Source organism: Enteractinococcus fodinae, assembly GCF_031458395.1.
GTDB classification, from domain to species: domain Bacteria; phylum Actinomycetota; class Actinomycetes; order Actinomycetales; family Micrococcaceae; genus Yaniella; species Yaniella fodinae.
Genome location: NZ_JAVDYJ010000001.1, coordinates 1,901,658 through 1,921,319, shown reverse-complemented (window position 1 = coordinate 1,921,319; position 19,662 = coordinate 1,901,658). Strand labels below are relative to the sequence as shown.

The following is a 19,662-nucleotide window of genomic DNA, read 5'->3' as shown; positions in this document are numbered from 1 at the left end:
CAACCAAAGGGGTAGATCATGACCCACACTGCTGTACCCGAAACCGTTCACTACACCATCCAGACATCGCCCATCGGTCAGCTCCTGATCGCCGCGATTAACCAAGAGATTGTCCGCGTGGCGTTTCACAATCAGGATTTCGACACTGTTATCACCGGGCTCCAGACCCAGTTCGGTGGTCCCGTCCACCGGGATGACAACGCATTACAGTTCGCAACCGATCAGTTCGAGGAATATTTCGCCGGCACCCGCTACAGTTTCCAACTGCCCACACGGCAAATTTCACCAGATCGATTCAATAGTCAGGTGCAACAACGCCTCACCACGATCCCGTACGGCCAAACCCGTTCGTACGGCGAGTTTGCTACCGAACTGGCGCGTCCCGGTGCTGCTCGGGCGGTGGGGAGTGCGTGCGCCCGAAATCCCATGCCGCTGATCCAACCCTGCCATCGCGTTGTCCGAGCCGACGGGACAATCGGTGATTTCAGTGGAACACCGGCGGCGAAGAAATACCTCTTGGCTTTCGAACGAGGCGAAAACCCAGATGCGCCAACATCCTAAATACGCCAATGTGCTCATCGACGACGAAGGTGTAGCTCGTCCCCGATGGGCGGTATCTAATCTCGTCTTACAGCACTACTTCGACACGGAGTGGGGGCGCCCGGTTCGCGATGAACTCGGTCTCTTTGAACGGCTCAGTCTTGAAGGGTTCCAAGCCGGACTTTCGTGGCTGACCATCCTGAACAAGCGACCGGCTTTCAGGGCAGCGTTTGCCGAGTTCGATCCTGAGGCCGTGGCCGTATTTACAGACGGCGATGTGGAGCGGCTCATGACCAACGACCAGATTGTTCGCAACCGACAAAAGATTCTCGCCGTCATCCAAAACGCGAAAGCCACCCTGGCGCTGCGAGAAACCATAGGTCTCGTTGACCTGATCTGGTCATATCAACCCGTCGAAGCTCCGGAATTAGACGACGATGGTAATCCGCCAAGCCAGTCCCAGGAATCTATCGCGCTAGCCAAAGAGCTCAAGCGCCACGGCTTTCGCTTCGTTGGTCCCACAACGATCTTCTCCCTGATGGAGGCCGTGGGCATGGTTGATACCTTCCCGTTTCGAAGATCCTCTGACCTTTCATAGGCCCAGGACGCTCGTTAGGCTGGTGTTGCACCCAATCTGAATAGGAGTGAATTCATGAGCGACATTCAAGGACGTCGCATAGCATTTCTGGTTACCAATGGTTATGAACCGTCGGAACTCACTTCACCATGGGACACCGTGACCGATCAGGGCGGCGAAGCTGTCCTGGTCTCCCCAGAATCTGACAAAGTCAGTAGCGGGGATCATTCCCAAAAAGTCGATCTGCACGTGGCCGAAGCGAAAGCAGAAGATTTTGACGCACTGGTGTTACCTGGCGGCACAAAAAATGCCGACAAGATCCGCATGGATCAAGATTCCGTGAACTTCACCCGCGCGTTTTTTGATGCCAATAAAACGGTGGCATCGATCTGTCACGCAGCGTGGATTCTCACGGAAGCCGATGTGGTCAAAGACCGGAATATGACCAGCTACCCAAGCCTGCAGACCGATCTGCGGAACGCGGGCGCGAACTGGTCCGATGAAGAACTCGTCGTGGATGGCAACCTGATTACTTCACGCACACCGGACGACCTGCCAGCCTTCAACGAAGCGATTATCAACAAGCTCACCGAAGAGAACTAACCTCGATGACCCTTTATTCGGCGCGGATGCAAAATTGTATTCGCGCCGAATGTCCTTAAACAGTCAATCGGCGAAAGTTCATGCATCCATTGGAAACATCGGCGTACCTAGGCGGGCAGGACCCATACCTGTGACACGTCTAACTAGTGCAGAATAGAGAACATGGACTCATCACAAGATACTTCCCTCATTCGCCGACTGGGTCGGCTTGTCGGTCGCAGTGTGCTGACCGCGGCCGCAGTTGCGGTTTCCCTCTATGCAACGCGGAGGCGATCCAACCCAGAGGAGAGCCAAGAGCCTTCAGCTGATGAGGCGGCTGAGGAAACTGTTGCGACGGCTGCTGAAGCAAGTGAGGAGGAGTCGACAGTAAAAGAGGCCCCGGCTGAGGATGAAGCTCAAGGGACACCTGAGAATGAGGCTCAAGAATCCGAAGAGTCTACTTATGAAGTAGCCAAAGACGAGCCAGTTGCGGAAGAGACCCCTACTGAGGGTGAAGCTGACGAGTCAGGTAGGGAAGCCGCCGCAGAAGAACCTGTAGACGAAGAGGTCCCTGCAGACGATGAGTCCGATGAGCTTGAAGAATCAGCCGATGAAGCGACAGCGCTCGAGGAGCTGACGGCAGATGAGTTGTATCCGATGGCGCAACGTCTAGGCATTACCGGTCGAGCAACCATGGACCAGGCGCAGTTGGTCGAAGCCCTACAGGCCGAAGGGGTTCAAGAAATAGTCGATGGGGAACCTGTAGGAGAAGAAGCTTTTGCGGGGGATGAGTCTGAAGAAGCAGCTGATGAAGCGAGAGCGCTCGAGGAGCTGACGGCAGATGAGTTGTATCCGGTGGCGCAACAAATGGACATTGCTGGTCGAGCGACCATGGATCAGGCGCAGTTGGTCGAAGCCCTACAGGCCGAAGGGGTTCAAGAAATAGTCGATGGGGAACCTGTAGGAGAAGAAGCTTTTGCGGGGGATGAGTCTGAAGAAGCAGCTGATGAAGCGAGAGCGCTCGAGGATCTGCCGGCAGATGAGTTGTATCCGGTGGCGCAACAAATGGACATTGCTGGTCGAGCGACCATGGACCAGGCGCAGTTGGTCGAAGCCCTACAGGCCGAAGGGGTTCAAGAAATAGTCGATGGGGAACCTGTAGGAGAAGAAGCTTTTGCGGGGGATGAGTCTGAAGAAGCAGCTGATGAAGCGAGAGCGCTCGAGGATCTGCCGGCAGATGAGTTGTATCCGGTGGCGCAACAAATGGACATTGCTGGTCGAGCGACCATGGATCAGGCGCAGTTGGTCGAAGCCCTACAGGCCGAAGGGGTTCAAGAAATAGTCGATGGGGAACCTGTAGGAGAAGAAGCTTTTGCGGGGGATGAGTCTGAAGAAGCAGCTGATGAAGCGAGAGCGCTCGAGGATCTGCCGGCAGATGAGTTGTATCGGGTGGCGCAACAAATGGACATTGCTGGTCGAGCGACCATGGACCAGGAACAGTTGGTCGAAGCCCTACAGGCCGAAGGGGTTCAAGAAATAGTCGATGGGGAACCTGTAGGAGAAGAAGCTTTTGCGGGGGATGAGTCTGAAGAAGCAGCTGATGAAGCGAGAGCGCTCGAGGATCTGCCGGCAGATGAGTTGTATCCGGTGGCGCAACAAATGGACATTGCTGGTCGAGCGACCATGGACCAGGAACAGTTGGTCGAAGCCCTACAGGCCGAAGGGGTGCATGAAGTAGCCGATGGGGAACCTGTAATAGAAGGGGCCCCTGCTGAGGAAGACGCTGAAGAGCATGCTGACGAAGCGAGACCGCTTGATGAGCTGACGGCAAATGAGCTGTATCGGGTGGCGCAACGGTTGGACATTGCTGGACGATCGACCATGCGCAAAGCACAGTTGGTCGAGGCCCTGCAAGCCGAAGGTATTGATGAAGCAGAGGTATAGCCCGCCAAAACACTGCGCCGCCACCCCGGGTTTCGAACCCAGAATCGTGACAATTCGAAAGTTCAGGGCAAATGTGGCACAATAATTCAGGTGTTGATGATCAATCAACAGTCCGCCCTGGTGTAATGGCAGCACGCCAGCCTTTGGAGCTGTGTGGTCTAGGTTCGAATCCTAGGGGCGGAACTGCCGCAACGCGGTTGAGAAATAGCGTCTTACGATCAAAGGTGAGATCTCCTTGAATTCTTCTTCTCCCGCGGCTGTTATCGTGCTAGCCGCCGGCGCTGGCACACGAATGAAATCGGCACTCCCCAAAGTTTTGCATCCGATGGCCGGACGCTCGCTGGTCGGGCACGCCCTCGACGCTGCAGCTAGTCTGAGCCCTGAGCACCTCGTCGCCGTTGTACGTCACGAACGTGAACGCGTCGTTGAACACCTGCTCTCGCACACGCCCGATCTCGTCATCGCCGACCAAGATGACATCCCAGGTACCGGACGCGCAGTAGAACTCGGTCTACAAGCCATCGGCGATGTCACTGGCACCGTTGTGGTGACCTACGGTGATGTGCCGCTGCTGACCCCTGAGACGCTCAACGCGCTGGTGACCGAACATCAAGAATCTGCAAACGCAGTGACGGTATTGAGCGCCAACGTGCCGGACGCCACCGGCTACGGCCGCATCGTACGCGACGACAATGGTCTGGTGACCGAAATTGTCGAACACAAAGACGCGCTGAAAATTGCTGAAGATACCGGTGATACCACGATCGCCGACATCACCGAGATCAACTCTGGGATCTATGCCTTTGACGGTGAAGTGCTCGCCCGCACACTCGCCGAAGTCACCACCGACAACGTCCAGGGCGAAAAATATCTGACCGATGTCTTGAGTCTGGCCCGCGCCGAAGGCGGACGGGTAGCCACCTATGTCACCGAAGACCTCTGGGAAGTCGAAGGCGTCAACGACCGCGTGCAGCTCGCCACGCTGGGTGCGGTCTTGAATCGTCGGATCACTGAACGCTGGATGCGCGAGGGCGTGACCATCGTGGACCCCTCCACTACCTGGATTGATGTCGACGTCGAACTCGACCAGGACGTGACCATCAAGCCCAACACACAACTGCACGGCAAGACACAGGTTGCTACCGGCGCGGTGATTGGTCCCGACACCACACTGATCGACGTCGTCGTTGGCCAAGACGCGAACATTCGCCGTACCGAAGCAACCGAGGCCACCATCGGCCAAGGGGCTAAAGTCGGACCCTTCACTTACATTCGTCCGGGCACCGTGCTGGGTGAGACCGGCAAAATCGGCGCCTTCTACGAAACGAAGAACGTCAACATTGGCCGAGGCGCCAAACTCTCCCACCTCGGGTACGCCGGCGATGCTGATATTGGCGAGAATACCAACATCGGCTGTGGCAATATCACCGCGAATTACGACGGAGTGCAAAAGCACCGGACCGTCATTGGCGCCGAAGTCCGCACCGGCTCCAACACCGTGTTCACCGCACCGGTGAGCATCGGAGACGGCGCGTACACCGCAGCCGGAGCAGTTGTGCGTAAAGATGTTCCACCCGGTGCACTGACCATGAACGCTGTGGACCAGCGCATCATCGAAGATTGGGTCCTCAAGCGTCGACCTGACACCGCAGCAGCCGACGCTGCTCGCAAGGCCAACGAGGCGTCATAATTTGCCGCCCGTATGTTTCAACACTGTAAGAACCCCTACAGTGAAAGCACCAGCAGCACGCCGTATGTTCAAGGGAGAACTGGTTGAGCGAAATTGTCACCAATGAGAACAAGAAGCTCGTATTGGCCTCGGGTCGAGCGCACCCGGAGCTTGCAGAAGAAATAGCAGAGCATCTTGGCACCGAACTACTACCCTTAGACGCCTACGACTTTGCAAACGGTGAAACCTATGTTCGCCCAAGCCAGTCGGTGCGCGGCAAAGACGTTTTCATCCTGCAGTCCCACCCAGCGCCCATGAACAACTGGGTCATGGAACAACTATTGCTATGCGATGCGATGAAACGTGCCTCCGCTCGTCGCATCACCGTAGTCTCACCGTTCTATCCGTACGCTCGACAAGACAAAAAAGGCCGCGGACGTGAGCCCATCTCCGCGCGGATGATCGCTGACCTGTATCAGGCCACCGGAGCTAACCGCATCATGACCATGGATCTGCATACCTCGCAGATCCAGGGCTTCTTTGACGGACCGGTAGACCATCTGTTCGCCTTCCCCATCCTGGTTGACTACATCCGTGGGCGGGTTGACATCGACAAGGTCACAGTCGTTTCACCTGACACCGGACGCGTCCGTGTAGCCGAGCAGTGGGCCGACCGGCTCGGTGGTGCACCACTAGCATTTGTGCACAAATCCCGTGACCTTTCCCAGCCCAATAAAGCCGAATCCAAAACCGTGGTCGGCCAGATTGAAGGCCGCACCTGCGTCCTGATCGATGACATGATTGACACCGGCGGTACCATCGCCGGTGCCGTACAGATCCTCAAGGATGCCGGCGCTGCGGAAGTCATCATCGCTGCTACTCACGCGGTCTTCTCAGACCCAGCTGCGCAGCGTTTGGCAGACTCAGGTGCCTCGGAAGTCGTGGTCACCAATACTCTGCCAATCCCGGAAGAAAAGCGCTTCCACAACCTCACCGTGCTGTCAGTCGCGCCGGTCCTGGCCAACGCGATCCGCGAAGTCTTCGAAGACGGATCGGTTACGAGCTTGTTCGACGGCAACGTTTAAACACGCCGGCCCATCGTATTCTCACCCGCTCTCCGCAAGGGGAGCGGGTGATTTCGTCTCTGGAACCTTTTGGTTTGCCAACGATAGCGCACGCCGGGAGATCTCGTGGCGTTTTTCCACAGGCTCGGAGGTCTTCGTGGGGTTGTCCACAAAGCGTGGGTTTTCCCTTATCATGTCCGTGTGAATAGCTAGCATTGTGGTATGGAAACAGCGGTTGAGATGGCAGATCTGGTCCAGGAGTTCGTTGACTCCCTGGCCGAGTTGCCGCCTGCTGCGTCCGAGGAAGGCAACATTGACCGGCTCCAACACCTGGAGCGCGCCAAACGAGCTCTGGCTGCTGCCCAGGCGAGTGCGACGAATGCGTTTGTGGAGCAGCGTAAGGCCCATGAGGCCGGGATGCGGATCACGACCTCCGAGCAACTCAAAGGCATTGAGGCCGAAGTCGGCCTAGCCCGTGGGGAATCGCCGTTTGTCGGCGCCGCGCTGACCTATACGGCCACCGCGTTGTGTAACGTTCTACCGAACACCTATGCGGCGTTAGCTGCTGGGCGTGTCAGTGAATATCATGCTCGGATCGTGGCCGAGCAGACGAGTCATCTCTCGGATGCTCATCGTCGGGAGATTGATGGGCTGATTGCCCACCGGTTGGGCAAGGCCTCCAGCTCCCAGTTACGCAAGCTGATTCTGGGACATTCCTACCGACTGGATCGTGCGGCCGCTGAGCAACGGGCAGCACAGAATCAGCGGGATCGCCGGGTGTGTTTGGATCCGGGCAGCGACGGCTTCTCGTATCTCACCGCCGAGTTGCCGACTCACCAGGCGGTAGCGGTCATGGACGCACTGAGGCAACAGACCAATACACGCCTGGCCGCCCAACGCCGGCGACAGACCGAGGCCGAAGCCGCCGCTGACACCCCTGCGGCCGAGCCCTTGAGCCGCGACCAAGTTATGGCCGATGTGTTCGTGGAACTGCTCACCGGCCAAACCACCGCCGGGGGGGGGTGACCGCCGAAGTCGTGGTCGTGATGCACGATACGAGCTTGTTGGGTGATGATGATGTGCCGGCCTGGATCCCCGGCCACGGGCCGTTACCTGCCGGCATGGTGAAACGCTGGTTGGCAGAGCCTGAGGCGGCGAAGTTTTTCCGGCGCATGTACACCCGCGCCACCGATGGCCAACTCGTGGCACTGGAATCTAAACGACGTCACTTCCCCGAAGGGCTGTCTAAGATGTTGGCCATCCGGGACGACACGTGCGCGACGCCATGGTGCAATAGCCCGGTGGAAGATGCCGATCACCGGAAATCCTGGGCCCAGGGTGGGACCACTAGCTGGGATAATGCCACCGGGCTGTGTAAACGCTGTAACCAGCGCAAAGAAAATCGGGGTTGGAAGTATTCCGGGACCCCAGCCCTACTCATGGTGACCACCCCGACCGGGCACCAGTACACGGTGCCCACCCGACCCCCGATCAGCCAACTCCGCCACGACACCACAGACCCACCCATGGGACCCATCGACATCGCCTGGCCCGTCGCAGCCTAACACCCATGCCACCATGCCCACCCGAAGGTGCGCGCACCGGGACGCTGCTAGTCGCGGGGCGTAAGTACCAATCTTGGAGTTGCCAAGGGTAGATTCGTCTGCAGCAGGCACAGGTGCTATAGTAATGAGTCGTTGCCCAGGCGAGGGAGTCTCACCACTCCGTGATCGACGAGGCTGAGTAGCACCCACTTTTGGTGTTTTACTGTTCCTGCCTGGAAAATATGAGTGCATCCCGCACTTTGGAAAAACCTAGGAGGAACACACATATGGCTGTTGACTATATTGAACTCACAGTAGAAAACCGCACCGACTTCGGTAAAGGTGCTGCCCGCCGTGCACGCCGTGACGGTTACATTCCCGCCGTACTCTACGGCCACGGCGAAGAACCACGCCACCTGCTGCTGCCACGCCACGAAGGTTTCCTGGCACTGCGTAACGCAAACCAGCTGCTGCGCCTAGTTGAAGGCGATAGCGCCGAAATGGCACTGCCAAAAGACATCCAGCGCAACCCGCTGAAAGACGAAGTCGACCACGTCGACTTGATCCTGGTCCGTCGCGGTGAACTTGTCACCGTGGATGTCTGGGTTGAAGTCATCGGTGAACCTGCACCAGACCACACCTACGTGCTCGAAGCTAACAGCATTCCTGTTGAAGCCGATGCACTGGATCTGCCTGAATCTGTCGAGATCGACCTGACCGGCCGTACCGCAGGCGAACACGTCTACGGAACTGACGTCATCCTCCCAGAAGGCGTCACGCTGGATGTTGAGGACCCAGAAGAGTACCTCATCGCCACCGTTGACGAAGTCTCCGAACAGGACCTCGGCGAAGACACCGACGCAGATGCATCAGGCGAAGTCCCAACCGTAGCTGAACAAGCAGCTGCGAAATCGGCCGACGAGTAAAACTCGCCTTGTCGACTCACACCGTAGGACCGCTCGATCCCACCACCGGACCAGTTCTGGTGGTGGGATTGGGCAACCCCGGCGACCGATATGCCGCAACCCGCCACAACATCGGTCACATGGTGGTCAATGAGCTAGCCGAACGCAACAGCCAACGATGGAACACTCACAAGGCAGGGGCTGCGGTCGCAGAATTCCGCTTGGGCATCGGAGGCTCCAAGATTGTGCTGGCCAAACCGGCCACGTATATGAACCTATCGGGCAAGCCCATTGCCGCACTGTTAAAATTCTTCAAAATCGGGCCCGAGAATCTCATCGTGGTGCACGACGAACTCGACATTGAATTCGACACTATTCGCCTCAAACGCGGTGGGGGCGAAGGTGGACATAACGGCCTAAAATCCACGTCTCAGGCACTGGGCACCAAAGAGTACTTACGCGTCAGAACCGGTATTGGACGTCCCCCAGGACGGATGGCTCCGGCAGATTATGTCCTGCGTCCGTTTTCGACCACCGAACTCGAAACGCTGCCAATGCACATTGACCGGGCAGCAGACGCCGTGGAAGTCTTGGTCGAAGACGGACTCACCACCGCACAAAATCGTTTTCACTAAGAAAGCCCACAAAAATGCGGGATGACCCCAGAAGGACCATCCCGCAAACGCGCTTGGTAGTACGTTAGTGCTGCGTCAACCAAGCATCCAATTTCTTGTTCATTTCAGTCAGCATTTTTCCTACTTGAGGCTCAGCCATCTGCGCGATCTTCGACCCCATCAACGGGATTGAAGATTTCAACGATCCCGAAACATTCACGGTCGTACCGGTCCCATCAGCAGTCGGGGCCAGCTTGATTGTTGCCGTACCGGTCGCTTTGGCCATAGGCACTTTAATCGTTACATTGGCATCACGAGCGCCGTCCCCGGACGCAGCGGACCACGCCTCGGATTGCTCAATGTTCACGCGGCCTTTGACGAAACGCTGCACCGCCGATGGCAGCCGCTGAGCGACTTGTTCGCCATTGACACTGCGGTGAATGGTCACGGAGACCGTGTCACTAGCAGCAGGCTGCGGTGGCACAACAGTAAATTTATCAACACTGGCATTGAACTCTTCAGCGACGTGCTGCTGAAAATCTTGGCTAATCAGTCCCTCAAACACACGCTGCGGTGGGTGAGAAATCGTCGTGGATTCATTGAAAGCCATGGGTTCCCTCTTTGCTGCTCGCTAACAGTGGATAGAAGGTAAGTGTAGACGATGCGGCTTGTAAAACAGTTATGCTGGAAGGCGCGCCACTTGTGAATATCCCCAAGATTTGGAAGTTAATGTTGTCTGAAGACGCTGTGCTCTCAGGGCTTTTGGCTCAGATTGAATCCGATTCCGCCGTCGCAGCAATGCGAACCTCCATCACGCGTACCGACCGTACCGCGGACTTGTCGCTCTCGCTGCCAGACGGCGCACGGGAAGCTGTGACCGCCAGCCTGGCACAGGCTTTGTGCGAGTCAGCGTTTGAAGCCCCGGTTGTACTCTTAGTGACCGCTACTGCTCGCGAAGCAGAAGACCTGGCACAAGGGTTGAGTGCCTGGATGGATGCCTCAACCGTCGCGCACTTCCCATCGTGGGAAACTTTGCCGCATGAGCGTCTGTCACCACGCAGCGACACGGTGGGCGAGCGCATGGCAGTGCTCCGTAAATTGGCCCACCCCGGCCGAGACGGTCAAGCACCTCTGAAAGTTGTCACGGCCCCGGTGCGGTCCATCGTCCAGCCGATCGTCAAAGACCTGGGTGACTTGGAACCGGTCTTATTACAAACCGGCGAATTTTACGACTTCGAGCAGGTCATTGAAGACCTCGCCAACGCTGCCTACACCCGGGTGGATATGGTCTCCCGGCGCGGAGAATTCGCTGTCCGCGGCGGCATCATCGATGTTTTCCCGCCCACCGAACCCCACCCGTATCGTATCGAATTTTTCGGTGACGAAGTCGAGGAGATCCGCTACTTTTCGATCGCTGACCAGAGATCACTCGTTGATACCTCCGATGACGGATCGGAAACCCCGACCAACATGTATGCGCCACCGTGCCGCGAACTGCTGTTGACCGAAGAAGTTCAGCAAAAGGCCCGTGACCTGCAAGTCTCCATGCCCAATGTGCTGGAGATGCTAGAGCCCATGTCCAACGGCATGGCAGTCGAAGGCATGGAGTCGTTGGCCCCGCTGGTCACCGAGATGGAGTCTTTCCTCGAAGTACTGCCCGAAGGCTCGATGACCATTCTGGTAGAGCCTGAAAAAGTCCGCGGCCGGGTTCATGACCTATTGACCACCAACGAAGAATTTTTGGAAGCCGCCTGGGCTGCCGCCGGTGAAGGGCTGTCAGCTCCGGTGGAAAACCAACAGGAAGCCGGTGGGTTCGCGACCCTGGGGGATACCCGCACCGTGGCCCTCGAACAGGACCAGGGGTGGTGGCAGTTCACGGCGTTCGACACTGATGAGACGTTTGATGCCACAGCACTGCGTTCGGGTTTCAGGTCTCCGGTACAGTTCGCCGGTGATGTGGCAGCAATGCAAGAACACGTGTCCAACCGCATCCGGGACAAGTGGTCAATTGTGGTGGCCACCCACGGCCCCGGTCCGGCACGACGACTGGCAGAACTCTTCGGCGAACAAGGACACACCGCTTCAGTGGTCGACGCCATCACCGAACCCAAACCAAGCCAGATTCAGATCACGGTGGCTTCGCTGGGAGCCGGCTTTGCGTGGCAGGACCAACGGTTAGCCATTGTTACCGAATACGATCTATTCGGTCGACAAGCAGCCGGTAGCCAACGTGGCGAGAAACGCTCGTTGGCGCGTAAACGTCGCAACGCAGTGGACCCGCTGGCCTTGGAAGAAGGCGACTTCGTGGTCCACAATCAACACGGTATCGCCAAATTTATTGAACTCCAACGACGTAAGGTGGCTGGAGCCCGCTCTACAGCGGGCGAAGAAGGCTACCGCGAATACCTCGTGTTGGAGTTCGCTCCGTCAAAACGCGGTGGGGCCGGCGACCGGCTTTTCGTCCCGACCGACCAGCTCGACCAGGTCAGCCAGTATGTGGGCGGCGATGTGCCATCCTTGTCGAAAATGGGCGGTTCCGACTGGGCCCAGACTAAAAGTAAAGCCCGACGAGCGACTCGCGAGATCGCCAAAGAACTTATCCAGTTGTATTCTGCGCGAATGGCCACGAGAGGACACGCGTTTTCGTCGGATAGCCCGTGGCAGGATGAACTAGAACAAGCCTTCCCTCACATTGAAACCCCCGATCAGCTCACCACGGTTGACGAAGTCAAAAAAGACATGGAAAACGAAGTGCCCATGGACCGGCTGGTCGCAGGAGACGTGGGCTTTGGTAAAACCGAAGTCGCAGTGCGCGCTGCCTTCAAAGCGATCCAGGACGGTAAACAGGTGGCCCTGCTTGTGCCAACCACGCTGTTAGCACGACAACACGCAGAAACATTCACCGAACGTTTTGCTGGTTTCCCCGTGACCGTCCGGGCATTATCGCGGTTCCAAAAAGCCAAGGAGTCGCGGGAGACCGTTGAGGGCCTAGCCGACGGCAGCGTCGATATGGTCATCGGGACTCACCGACTGCTATCCGATGAAATCCAGTTTAAGGATCTTGGACTGGTCATTGTCGATGAGGAGCAACGGTTTGGTGTCGAGCATAAAGAAAAGCTCAAACACATGCGTACCAACGTCGATGTGCTGGCTATGACGGCCACCCCGATCCCACGAACGTTGGAAATGTCGATGACCGGCATCCGCGAGACCTCGACGCTTGCCACTCCACCAGAACAACGCCACCCGGTGCTGACCTACGTGGGCCCGTATACCGACAAGCAAATCACTGCGGCCATCCGGCGAGAAATGATGCGCGAAGGTCAAGTTTTCTACGTCCACAACCGGGTGAACAGCATCAATAAGGTCGCCAGCCGGATCCAAGAGCTCGTACCAGAAGCGCGGGTTGCTATCGCCCACGGTCGGATGTCCGAGTCCACGTTGGAACAAATCATGGTCGACTTCTGGGAAAAGGAATACGATGTTCTGGTGTCGACCACGATTATCGAAACGGGCCTCGATATCGCCAACGCCAACACCCTGATCATTGAAGACGCGCACCGTTATGGGCTGTCCCAGTTACACCAGTTGCGGGGTCGTGTCGGACGCGGCCGGGACCGTGCCTATGCGTATTTCCTCTACGACTCTGCCAAACCGCTCAACGAAACCGCGATGGAACGGCTCAAAGCAGTGGCCACCCACAACGAACTAGGTTCGGGGATGCAGCTGGCCCAAAAAGACCTCGAAATTCGAGGCGCCGGCAACTTATTGGGTGGCGAACAATCCGGGCACATCGCCGGGGTGGGCTTCGATTTATACTTGCGGATGGTCGGCGAAGCGGTCGCCGATTTCAAGGGCGAAGAAGATACCTCCCCACAAGAGGTCAAAGTTGAACTGCCCGTCAACGCGCATCTACCGCACGACTACGTGCCGGGTGAGCGGCTGCGCTTGGAGGCATACCGTAACTTGGCACAAGCTACCGACACCGATGCGGTCAACGCCGTCGTCGAAGAACTCAACGATCGCTATGGTGAACTACCTGAAGCCGCTCAGAACCTCGTAGCAGTTGCGAACTTCCGAAACACAGCGCGCGAGTACGGGATCTACGAGATCATGCTGATGGGTAAGAACATCAAATTTGGTCCTATCGAAGAGCTCCCGGATTCCCGAGCGATGCGGCTGAAGCGGATGTATCCCGGGGCTACATACCGGGCGCCGTTGAAGGCCATCATGGTCCCCAGACCCAAGACGCAGGCAGTCACCGGAAAAGAGCTGGTCGATGCAGAGCTGTTGGCATGGGCCGGGGAATTCATTGCCAACATCTTCGGTGATAACTAGTCCCGCGCGTCGGCTACCGGTTGCGGAAGATGTTGCGCTCTTGACGCGCTCCCGAAAGTAACGGTGCTGCCGGGGTCATGTTGATCAGCAGGCCTACGGCAAATGAGGTTGACAGGGCCACTCCGATGCGCAGCCAGAAGTCTTGCAGTGAATCAGAACCATAGCCGTTCTGGTACATCCAGATCAGCATGAGCCCGTGGAAAAATACCACGGTCGTACCCGTTCGGACCAGCCGTGAGACACCAGCGCGAGTCCAGGGGAAGTTTTCGAGGGCATCATTCACCCAGGTAGCAAACACCAAGATAAACCCGATCGTCACTGCAATCGCGATCAATGGGGTTAAGATCGGCGTGCCAAAATTTCCTGCTTGAATGAAGTGGGCACTCACGTCGGTGGTCGCCGTGACGACCAACGCCCCGACAACCAACAGCAGGCCTAATACCGCGAGTAGGTGTGAGGAAAAGTGCTGCACGATCGGCATCAACAGTTTGCGCAGCAGTTCCCCGACTAACAGGTAAAACATCACAGGCCACGCCAGTCCCAGGCGCAGCGGCGTATCTACCAGAACATGCGTCTCAAGCACTCCGGTACTCACCAGGTATGAAGCCACATAGGTCGCGACCATCCCAAGGACCGCGACACTCCACACCACCGCTGTACCGAAGCGTTCGAGAAACCGTCGTAAAATCGTGGCCCCGGCCAGTGTGGTCACGAACCAGGCGGCCATCCAAAAGATTGACTGCCCGGTGCCCCCTAACCACCCGGACTCGAGGTGTTCCAAAATGACGTCTTCTTGACCCCATGTCACCGTGATCAACCACACCGAAATGATCACCGACCAGGCAAGGTAGGGGATGACCAAAGTATCCCACCGCCGGGTGAACTCGGATTGGAAGGTTCGTCCGGCCGTGAAGAAGAACCCCGACAACATGAAGAACAGGGGCATACGCCAGATAGTCAGCAGTTCTTGGTGGGGAAACGCCCCCGCATGGCCCACCACGACCATGACGATGGAAAAGACCCGCAGCAGGTCGATTCCGGTATTGCGTGGTGGGCGTGTCGTCGGCATATGCTCGTTTCCCTTAGGCCGCGGTGGCGATGCGCGCCGGACGTTCCCGCGGCACGCCCGAAAATAGTCGGGCCGCGGGGGTCATGTTCACAAGCACACCGATAGCGAAGGCGAGCACGAGCGTCACACTGAACCGGATGGCCAGATCAGTGAGTGAGCTGCCATTGAAGCCGACGTTATACATGTACAGCAGGATCAGACCGTGGCCCAGCACCACGGTAGAACCCGTCCGGGCTAAGCGTCCAATCAGTCGGGCTGCAAGCACCCAGCGGTGTAGGGCCCGGTTGACCCCGGTGGCAAACACCATCAAGAATCCGATCGTGACGATAATGGAGATTGCTGGCGTGATGACTGGCCAACCGAACAGCCCGGCGTGAATATACTGGGCGGGGATGTTGAAATGTGCCACCAAAATCAGCGGAGCAACAATCAGCACGACACCGATCGAGGTGGCGCGCGTGGCAGAAAGCTCAGTCACGATGGGCATGATCCGCGTCCTGATTTCTTGACCGATCAGCAAGTAGAAGATGACCGGCAGACTGATACCCAACCGTAGTGGGAGTTCGGCAAACGGATGTCCATCGAGTACATCGGCGCGGTCCAAGTAGACAAATACCCGCGATGCCACGATGCCTCCGATGCCGACAGCCCAGGCGACCCAGCGGGGGAAGCGCTCGAAATACCGCAGCATGACAGCTGAGATAGCAAGCGTGAGTAAGAACCAGGATGACATCCAAAAGATCGACCGCCCGGTGCCACCGCGCCACCCGGTGTGTAGGTGATGTAGCAGCTCGGCGGGATCTGACCACTTCACGACTAACACGACCAGGGTGATGATCATCGACCAGGCCAAATACGGGATGACCAGTGTCTCCCACCGGCGGGCTGCTTCGAAACGTAGGGAGCGACCGTATGGGACAAGAAAGAACCCGGAAAGGATGAAGAATAACGGCATACGCCAAATGCTCAGCAACGTCGAACCATCAAAGGTTCCGGCGTGACCGAGTATGACCATGGCGATGGAGAAGACGCGCAGCGCATCGATGCCGAGGTTACGGTGTGTTGTTTTCATAAGGTGTGCAAACACAGCAGCACCCGGGGTGTAACGACCCCGGGTGCTGCGCGAAGTGTTTTAGAGGCTCGCGGTTTAGAGGTTAGGTGACTTGGTTTCGTGAATTGGGTCTGTCACGAAATCTTCATCCACGGTGTTGGACTGTCCGGTGAACTGCCAGCCGATGAAAAAGACGATGGTAGACAGCACAAGCAGGCCGCCGAAGGTCCACCATACGTTTTCAAAATCGGCGAAATTCAGCAGGTAAAGGCTCACTAGGAATAGCACCAGGGAGACGCCAAAGATCAACCAGTTGCCAGCCGCGTTTCCTTCACCGGAAAAGTTTGCCGGTTTGCCGTCACGAATCAAGGGACACCTCGTTCTTTCAGAAAGTTTACAGTCGTCAGCTTACCTCGGACGACGATGCGATGATGTGTTGTTAACTTACAATAGCGTATGTCGCGCTGGCTCCCAGGCGGGTTGCGCCAGCTTTGAGCATATCAATGGCATCTTGGCGGGTGCGGATGCCTCCGGAGGCTTTTACACCGACCCCGTCGCCAACGGTCGAGCGGAGTAAAGCGACATCTGCGACTGTCGCCCCGCCGGGGCCGAAGCCGGTTGAGGTTTTCACGTAGTGTGCCCCGGCCTCCACTGCTGCTTCACAGGCAATGATCTTTGCTTGGTCCGTCAGTGCGGCGGTCTCCAAAATGACCTTGACCACCACGTCGTGGCCAGCGGCAGCTTCGACGACCGCACCGATGTCACGGACCAGTGTTGCCTTATCGTTGGCCAGCGCGGCGGCCTGATCAATGACCATGTCCACCTCATCGGCGCCGTGTTGAATTGCTTGGGAGGTTTCGTAGGCCTTCGTCTCTGGGGTCTGGGCGCCGGAGGGGAAGCCAATCACGGTGCAGACTTTCACTGGACTGGAAGCTAATCGTGTGGCCGCGCGTTCGACCCAGATGGGCTGAATGCAGACCGAGGCTGTGCCATACGATTGTGCTTGCTCGCACAACGTGTCAATGTCTTGAGCCGACGCGGTGGGCCCCAAGAGCGTGTGATCAATCAGAGCGGCCAGTTCAGTAGCATCGAGCTGATCGACCTGCTCGGGGGTCATGGATGCAGTAGGTGACACGTTTTCTCCTTAGGTGACTTCCACGAGGGTGGCAGCTTCAGTGTGTAACTGATGCATGACCGCTTCAACAGTGGCAAGGGGGATGCCGGGTTCTGCCAGCACCGAAATGTAACACTTGACCTTGGGCTCGGTGCCCGAGGGCCGGATCATCAACCGAGTTGAAATGTCACCGGTGGTCGCAAATTCGACCATATGTTGCGGCCCGTAGCGTTGGGCGAGTAGGACATCGTCCTGCTGATAATCAATAGTCGTCACCGGTCCGTAGCCGGCGAGTGTCTCGGGCGGATTGGTCCGTAAATCTTCGACGAGTAGTGTCCCAACGCTAGGGGAGGGCACCATCACAGATATCTGCTTCGACAGGGCAGGTCCGATATTTTCCGTCAACTCGGAGAGGTAGTCGACCAGGGAGCTGCCCTTGGCTTTCAACTCGGCCGCTAGGTCGGCGACAACCACGGCGGCTGAGAGCCCATCTTTATCGTTGACTATCTGTGGGGCGACGGCATAGCCCAGGGCCTCTTCGTAGCCGTACCCTAAATTCGGTACGCGGCAGATCCATTTGAAACCCGTGGGGGTAATCGCATGTTCGACGTCGTGGTGTTGGGCTAGTTGGGCTAGCTGTGGGGCTGAGACCACCGAATTTGCTGTGGTCAGGTCGTGCGCTGACAAGTAGGGCATTAGCCGCGCACCAATGATCAACCCGATCTGGTCACCTGTCAGGCGCTGCCATTGACCGTCGATGGGGACCATGATGGCAAGCCGGTCGGCGTCCGGGTCGTGGGCAATAACGAGGTCGGTATCGGGGTGGGTCTGCGCTGTGGCGACCGCAAGATCGAGGGCACCGGGTTCTTCGGGATTCGGAAAGTCCACGGTTGGAAATGTTGGATCGGGTTGCACCTGGTCCGTCACCACAGTGGGGGCCGAAAACCCGGTGGCTTCCATGAGCTCACAAAAGGTTGCCGCTCCCACACCGTGCAGGGGCGTATAGACCACGCTGAGATGCCGACGGTGTGTTTCGGTGGGGGACAGGTCGTTGAGGAATGCTGCCACGGCTTTAACATATTCGTCGATGACCGCTTCGGTAATCATTTCCCAGCCTGTGTCCGCACGATCAGGTAGATCAGGGGCTACGTTCCAACGCTGAATATGGGTGGCGATCTGCTGATCAAGTGGGGCCGTGATCTGGGCATAGGCTCCAGCAGCATCGGCGAGCCGGGCGCCTAAGTACACCTTGTACCCGTTATCAGTGGGCGGATTGTGCGATGCGGTGACCATAATCCCAACGTCTGCCTGAGACCTTTGCAGCGCGAAGGCAACAACCGGGGTGGGCGTTGGCATCGCCATGAGTTGAACTCGGCACCCAGCCGCCGTAAATACCGCAGCAGAATCCAGCGCGAAATCTTTCGAGCCGTGCCGGGCGTCGTAGCCAATAATCACGGCCGGGTCGGGCACGTGAGCGGTCGCAAAGTCAGCGATACCGGCGGCTGCGCGTTGGACGACCACGCGGTTCATTCGGGTGGTGCCGGGGCCAAGCGGCGCCCGCAAACCTGCGGTCCCGAACGTCAAATACCCGGCGAACCGAGCTGTTAGCGCGGCATGTGCTGTGTCGTCTCCGCGTTCTGCGGCAGCAATTTCTGCTTCGAGCACACCAGCGTTGGCAGGATCGAGTTCCATCCACTCACGCGCGAGGGCCATGACATCTTCGAGTTCAGATTGCATGAATAATATCCGCCAAAATTTTGGAGACACGGGGCGCGGCAGCGCTGCCGGCTGCGATGACATCCTCGTGGGTTAAGGGGGCATCGGTCACTCCGGCTGCGGCATTGGTGACTAACGAGATGCCCAATACTTCGAGACCGGCGTGCCGGGCGGCAATGGTATCCAGTGCCGTGGACATACCCACGAGATCGCCACCGAGTGTGGCGGCCATGGCAACTTCTGCTGGGGTCTCATACTGTGGCCCGGCAAACTGGACGTATACACCCTCGGTGAGGGACGGCTCGACGCGCCTGGCGACTTCGCGCAGGTGTTTGGCGTACGCGTTGGTCATATCGACGAACTCTGGCCCCACCAGCGGAGTTGTCCCGGTGAGATTGATGTGATCAGAAATCAGCACGGGGGTGCCAGGCGCCAGGTTCGGGTCTAAACCGCCACAACCGTTGGTCAGCACCACGGTGGATGCACCGGTGGCTGCTATGGTGCGGACCACGTGCGCAACGGCTTGGACATCCCGACCGGCATAGAAGTGCGTGCGAGACCCGAAGACCAGCACCCGCCGACCATTGGGCAACCGTACCGAAGACACCTTCTGGACGTGTCCGGCAACCCCGTCGCCACCTAGCCCGGGAACCTTGTCGAACGAGACCTCACCGGTCACTTCACCCAGTGCATCGATCGTGTGAGCCCACCCGGAGCCAAGCACCACACCGAGGTCATGTTTGGGGGTATCGAACTGTTCGGCCAGCATGCTGGCGGCTTCACGCGCCAGGTCAAAGCCGGGATGGTCGCCACGCAGAAAGTGTTGAGTATCGTTCACAGCACCTACTGTATCGCCGGTATCAGCCAAAACCAACGCAATACAAGCTCCACCGGCGTAGTCTGTGTGCATTCGGTTCCGAAACAGACCACAATAG

At 57.7% G+C, this 19,662-nt stretch carries 18 protein-coding genes and 1 tRNA gene; 12 read left to right on the top strand and 7 right to left on the bottom strand.

The genetic code is table 11. From position 1 onward, the window contains the following. Window positions 1–18: 18 nt before the first annotated feature. From J2S62_RS08935 to pth, 11 genes are all read left to right on the top strand, one after another. Entirely contained in the window at window positions 19–561 is a 543-nt protein-coding gene (locus J2S62_RS08935; RefSeq protein ID WP_310173824.1) for a methylated-DNA--[protein]-cysteine S-methyltransferase, read from the top strand. Further along, window positions 545–1,138 carry a DNA-3-methyladenine glycosylase I gene (locus J2S62_RS08930; RefSeq protein WP_310173822.1) on the top strand — a complete coding sequence of 198 codons (594 nt, stop codon included), beginning with the start codon at window positions 545–547 and terminating at the stop codon, window positions 1,136–1,138. Before J2S62_RS08935 ends, J2S62_RS08930 begins: the two co-directional genes overlap by 17 nt. Before the next feature lie 54 nt (window positions 1,139–1,192). Beyond that, window positions 1,193–1,720, top strand: a complete 528-nt coding sequence (locus tag J2S62_RS08925; RefSeq protein WP_310173820.1) for a type 1 glutamine amidotransferase domain-containing protein — start codon at window positions 1,193–1,195, stop codon at window positions 1,718–1,720. A 162-nt stretch (window positions 1,721–1,882) separates the two neighbouring features. Then, window positions 1,883–3,643 carry a Rho termination factor N-terminal domain-containing protein gene (locus J2S62_RS08920; protein WP_310173817.1) on the top strand — a complete coding sequence of 587 codons (1,761 nt, stop codon included), beginning with the start codon at window positions 1,883–1,885 and terminating at the stop codon, window positions 3,641–3,643. 111 nt (window positions 3,644–3,754) lie between these two features. Next, window positions 3,755–3,826: transfer RNA gene (locus J2S62_RS08915), tRNA-Gln, on the top strand. Between the two features lie 46 nt (window positions 3,827–3,872). After that, window positions 3,873–5,333 carry a bifunctional UDP-N-acetylglucosamine diphosphorylase/glucosamine-1-phosphate N-acetyltransferase GlmU gene (gene glmU, locus J2S62_RS08910; RefSeq protein ID WP_310175822.1) on the top strand — a complete coding sequence of 487 codons (1,461 nt, stop codon included), beginning with the start codon at window positions 3,873–3,875 and terminating at the stop codon, window positions 5,331–5,333. Window positions 5,334–5,416: 83 nt separating this feature from the next. Beyond that, window positions 5,417–6,397 (top strand): ribose-phosphate diphosphokinase, encoded by a 981-nt coding sequence (locus J2S62_RS08905; RefSeq protein ID WP_310173815.1) that lies wholly within the window; start codon window positions 5,417–5,419, stop codon window positions 6,395–6,397. 201 nt (window positions 6,398–6,598) lie between these two features. Next, entirely contained in the window at window positions 6,599–7,402 is an 804-nt protein-coding gene (locus J2S62_RS08900) for a DUF222 domain-containing protein (protein ID WP_310173811.1), read from the top strand. Then, complete coding sequence (locus J2S62_RS08895) at window positions 7,399–7,941, top strand: HNH endonuclease (protein ID WP_310173808.1); 543 nt, start codon at window positions 7,399–7,401, stop codon at window positions 7,939–7,941. The genes J2S62_RS08900 and J2S62_RS08895 overlap by 4 nt, the downstream gene beginning before the upstream one ends. 266 nt (window positions 7,942–8,207) lie before the next feature. After that, complete coding sequence (locus tag J2S62_RS08890) at window positions 8,208–8,846, top strand: 50S ribosomal protein L25/general stress protein Ctc (RefSeq protein WP_310173805.1); 639 nt, start codon at window positions 8,208–8,210, stop codon at window positions 8,844–8,846. An 8-nt stretch (window positions 8,847–8,854) separates the two neighbouring features. Then, complete coding sequence (gene pth, locus J2S62_RS08885; RefSeq protein ID WP_310173802.1) at window positions 8,855–9,460, top strand: aminoacyl-tRNA hydrolase; 606 nt, start codon at window positions 8,855–8,857, stop codon at window positions 9,458–9,460. 64 nt (window positions 9,461–9,524) lie between these two features. On the opposite strand, the gene J2S62_RS08880 is transcribed toward pth, so the two are convergent. Further along, the gene (locus tag J2S62_RS08880) at window positions 9,525–10,049 is read right to left on the bottom strand and encodes a DUF2505 domain-containing protein (protein ID WP_310173800.1); all 525 of its coding nucleotides are present in this window, start codon (window positions 10,047–10,049) and stop codon (window positions 9,525–9,527) included. 119 nt (window positions 10,050–10,168) lie between these two features. On the opposite strand from J2S62_RS08880, the gene mfd reads away from it, so the two are divergent. Further along, window positions 10,169–13,777 carry a transcription-repair coupling factor gene (mfd, locus tag J2S62_RS08875; RefSeq protein WP_310173798.1) on the top strand — a complete coding sequence of 1,203 codons (3,609 nt, stop codon included), beginning with the start codon at window positions 10,169–10,171 and terminating at the stop codon, window positions 13,775–13,777. A 13-nt stretch (window positions 13,778–13,790) separates the two neighbouring features. Here mfd and J2S62_RS08870 read toward each other — a convergent pair whose 3' ends face one another. From J2S62_RS08870 to J2S62_RS08845, 6 genes are all read right to left on the bottom strand, one after another. Continuing rightward, window positions 13,791–14,846, bottom strand: a complete 1,056-nt coding sequence (locus tag J2S62_RS08870; RefSeq protein ID WP_310173795.1) for an acyltransferase — start codon at window positions 14,844–14,846, stop codon at window positions 13,791–13,793. A gap of 13 nt (window positions 14,847–14,859) precedes the next feature. Further along, a complete protein-coding gene (locus J2S62_RS08865) occupies window positions 14,860–15,918 on the bottom strand; it encodes an acyltransferase (RefSeq protein WP_310173792.1) in 1,059 nt (352 codons plus the stop codon). Between the two features lie 75 nt (window positions 15,919–15,993). Next, window positions 15,994–16,266: a hypothetical protein gene (locus J2S62_RS08860; RefSeq protein ID WP_310173791.1), complete on the bottom strand. Its 273-nt coding sequence runs from the start codon at window positions 16,264–16,266 to the stop codon at window positions 15,994–15,996. 70 nt (window positions 16,267–16,336) lie between these two features. Next, window positions 16,337–17,014 (bottom strand): deoxyribose-phosphate aldolase, encoded by a 678-nt coding sequence (deoC, locus tag J2S62_RS08855; protein ID WP_310175820.1) that lies wholly within the window; start codon window positions 17,012–17,014, stop codon window positions 16,337–16,339. A gap of 27 nt (window positions 17,015–17,041) precedes the next feature. Continuing rightward, window positions 17,042–18,748 carry a phospho-sugar mutase gene (locus J2S62_RS08850; protein ID WP_310173789.1) on the bottom strand — a complete coding sequence of 569 codons (1,707 nt, stop codon included), beginning with the start codon at window positions 18,746–18,748 and terminating at the stop codon, window positions 17,042–17,044. Next, entirely contained in the window at window positions 18,738–19,496 is a 759-nt protein-coding gene (locus J2S62_RS08845; protein WP_456077495.1) for a purine-nucleoside phosphorylase, read from the bottom strand. Before J2S62_RS08845 ends, J2S62_RS08850 begins: the two co-directional genes overlap by 11 nt. Between the last annotated feature and the right edge of the window lie 166 nt (window positions 19,497–19,662).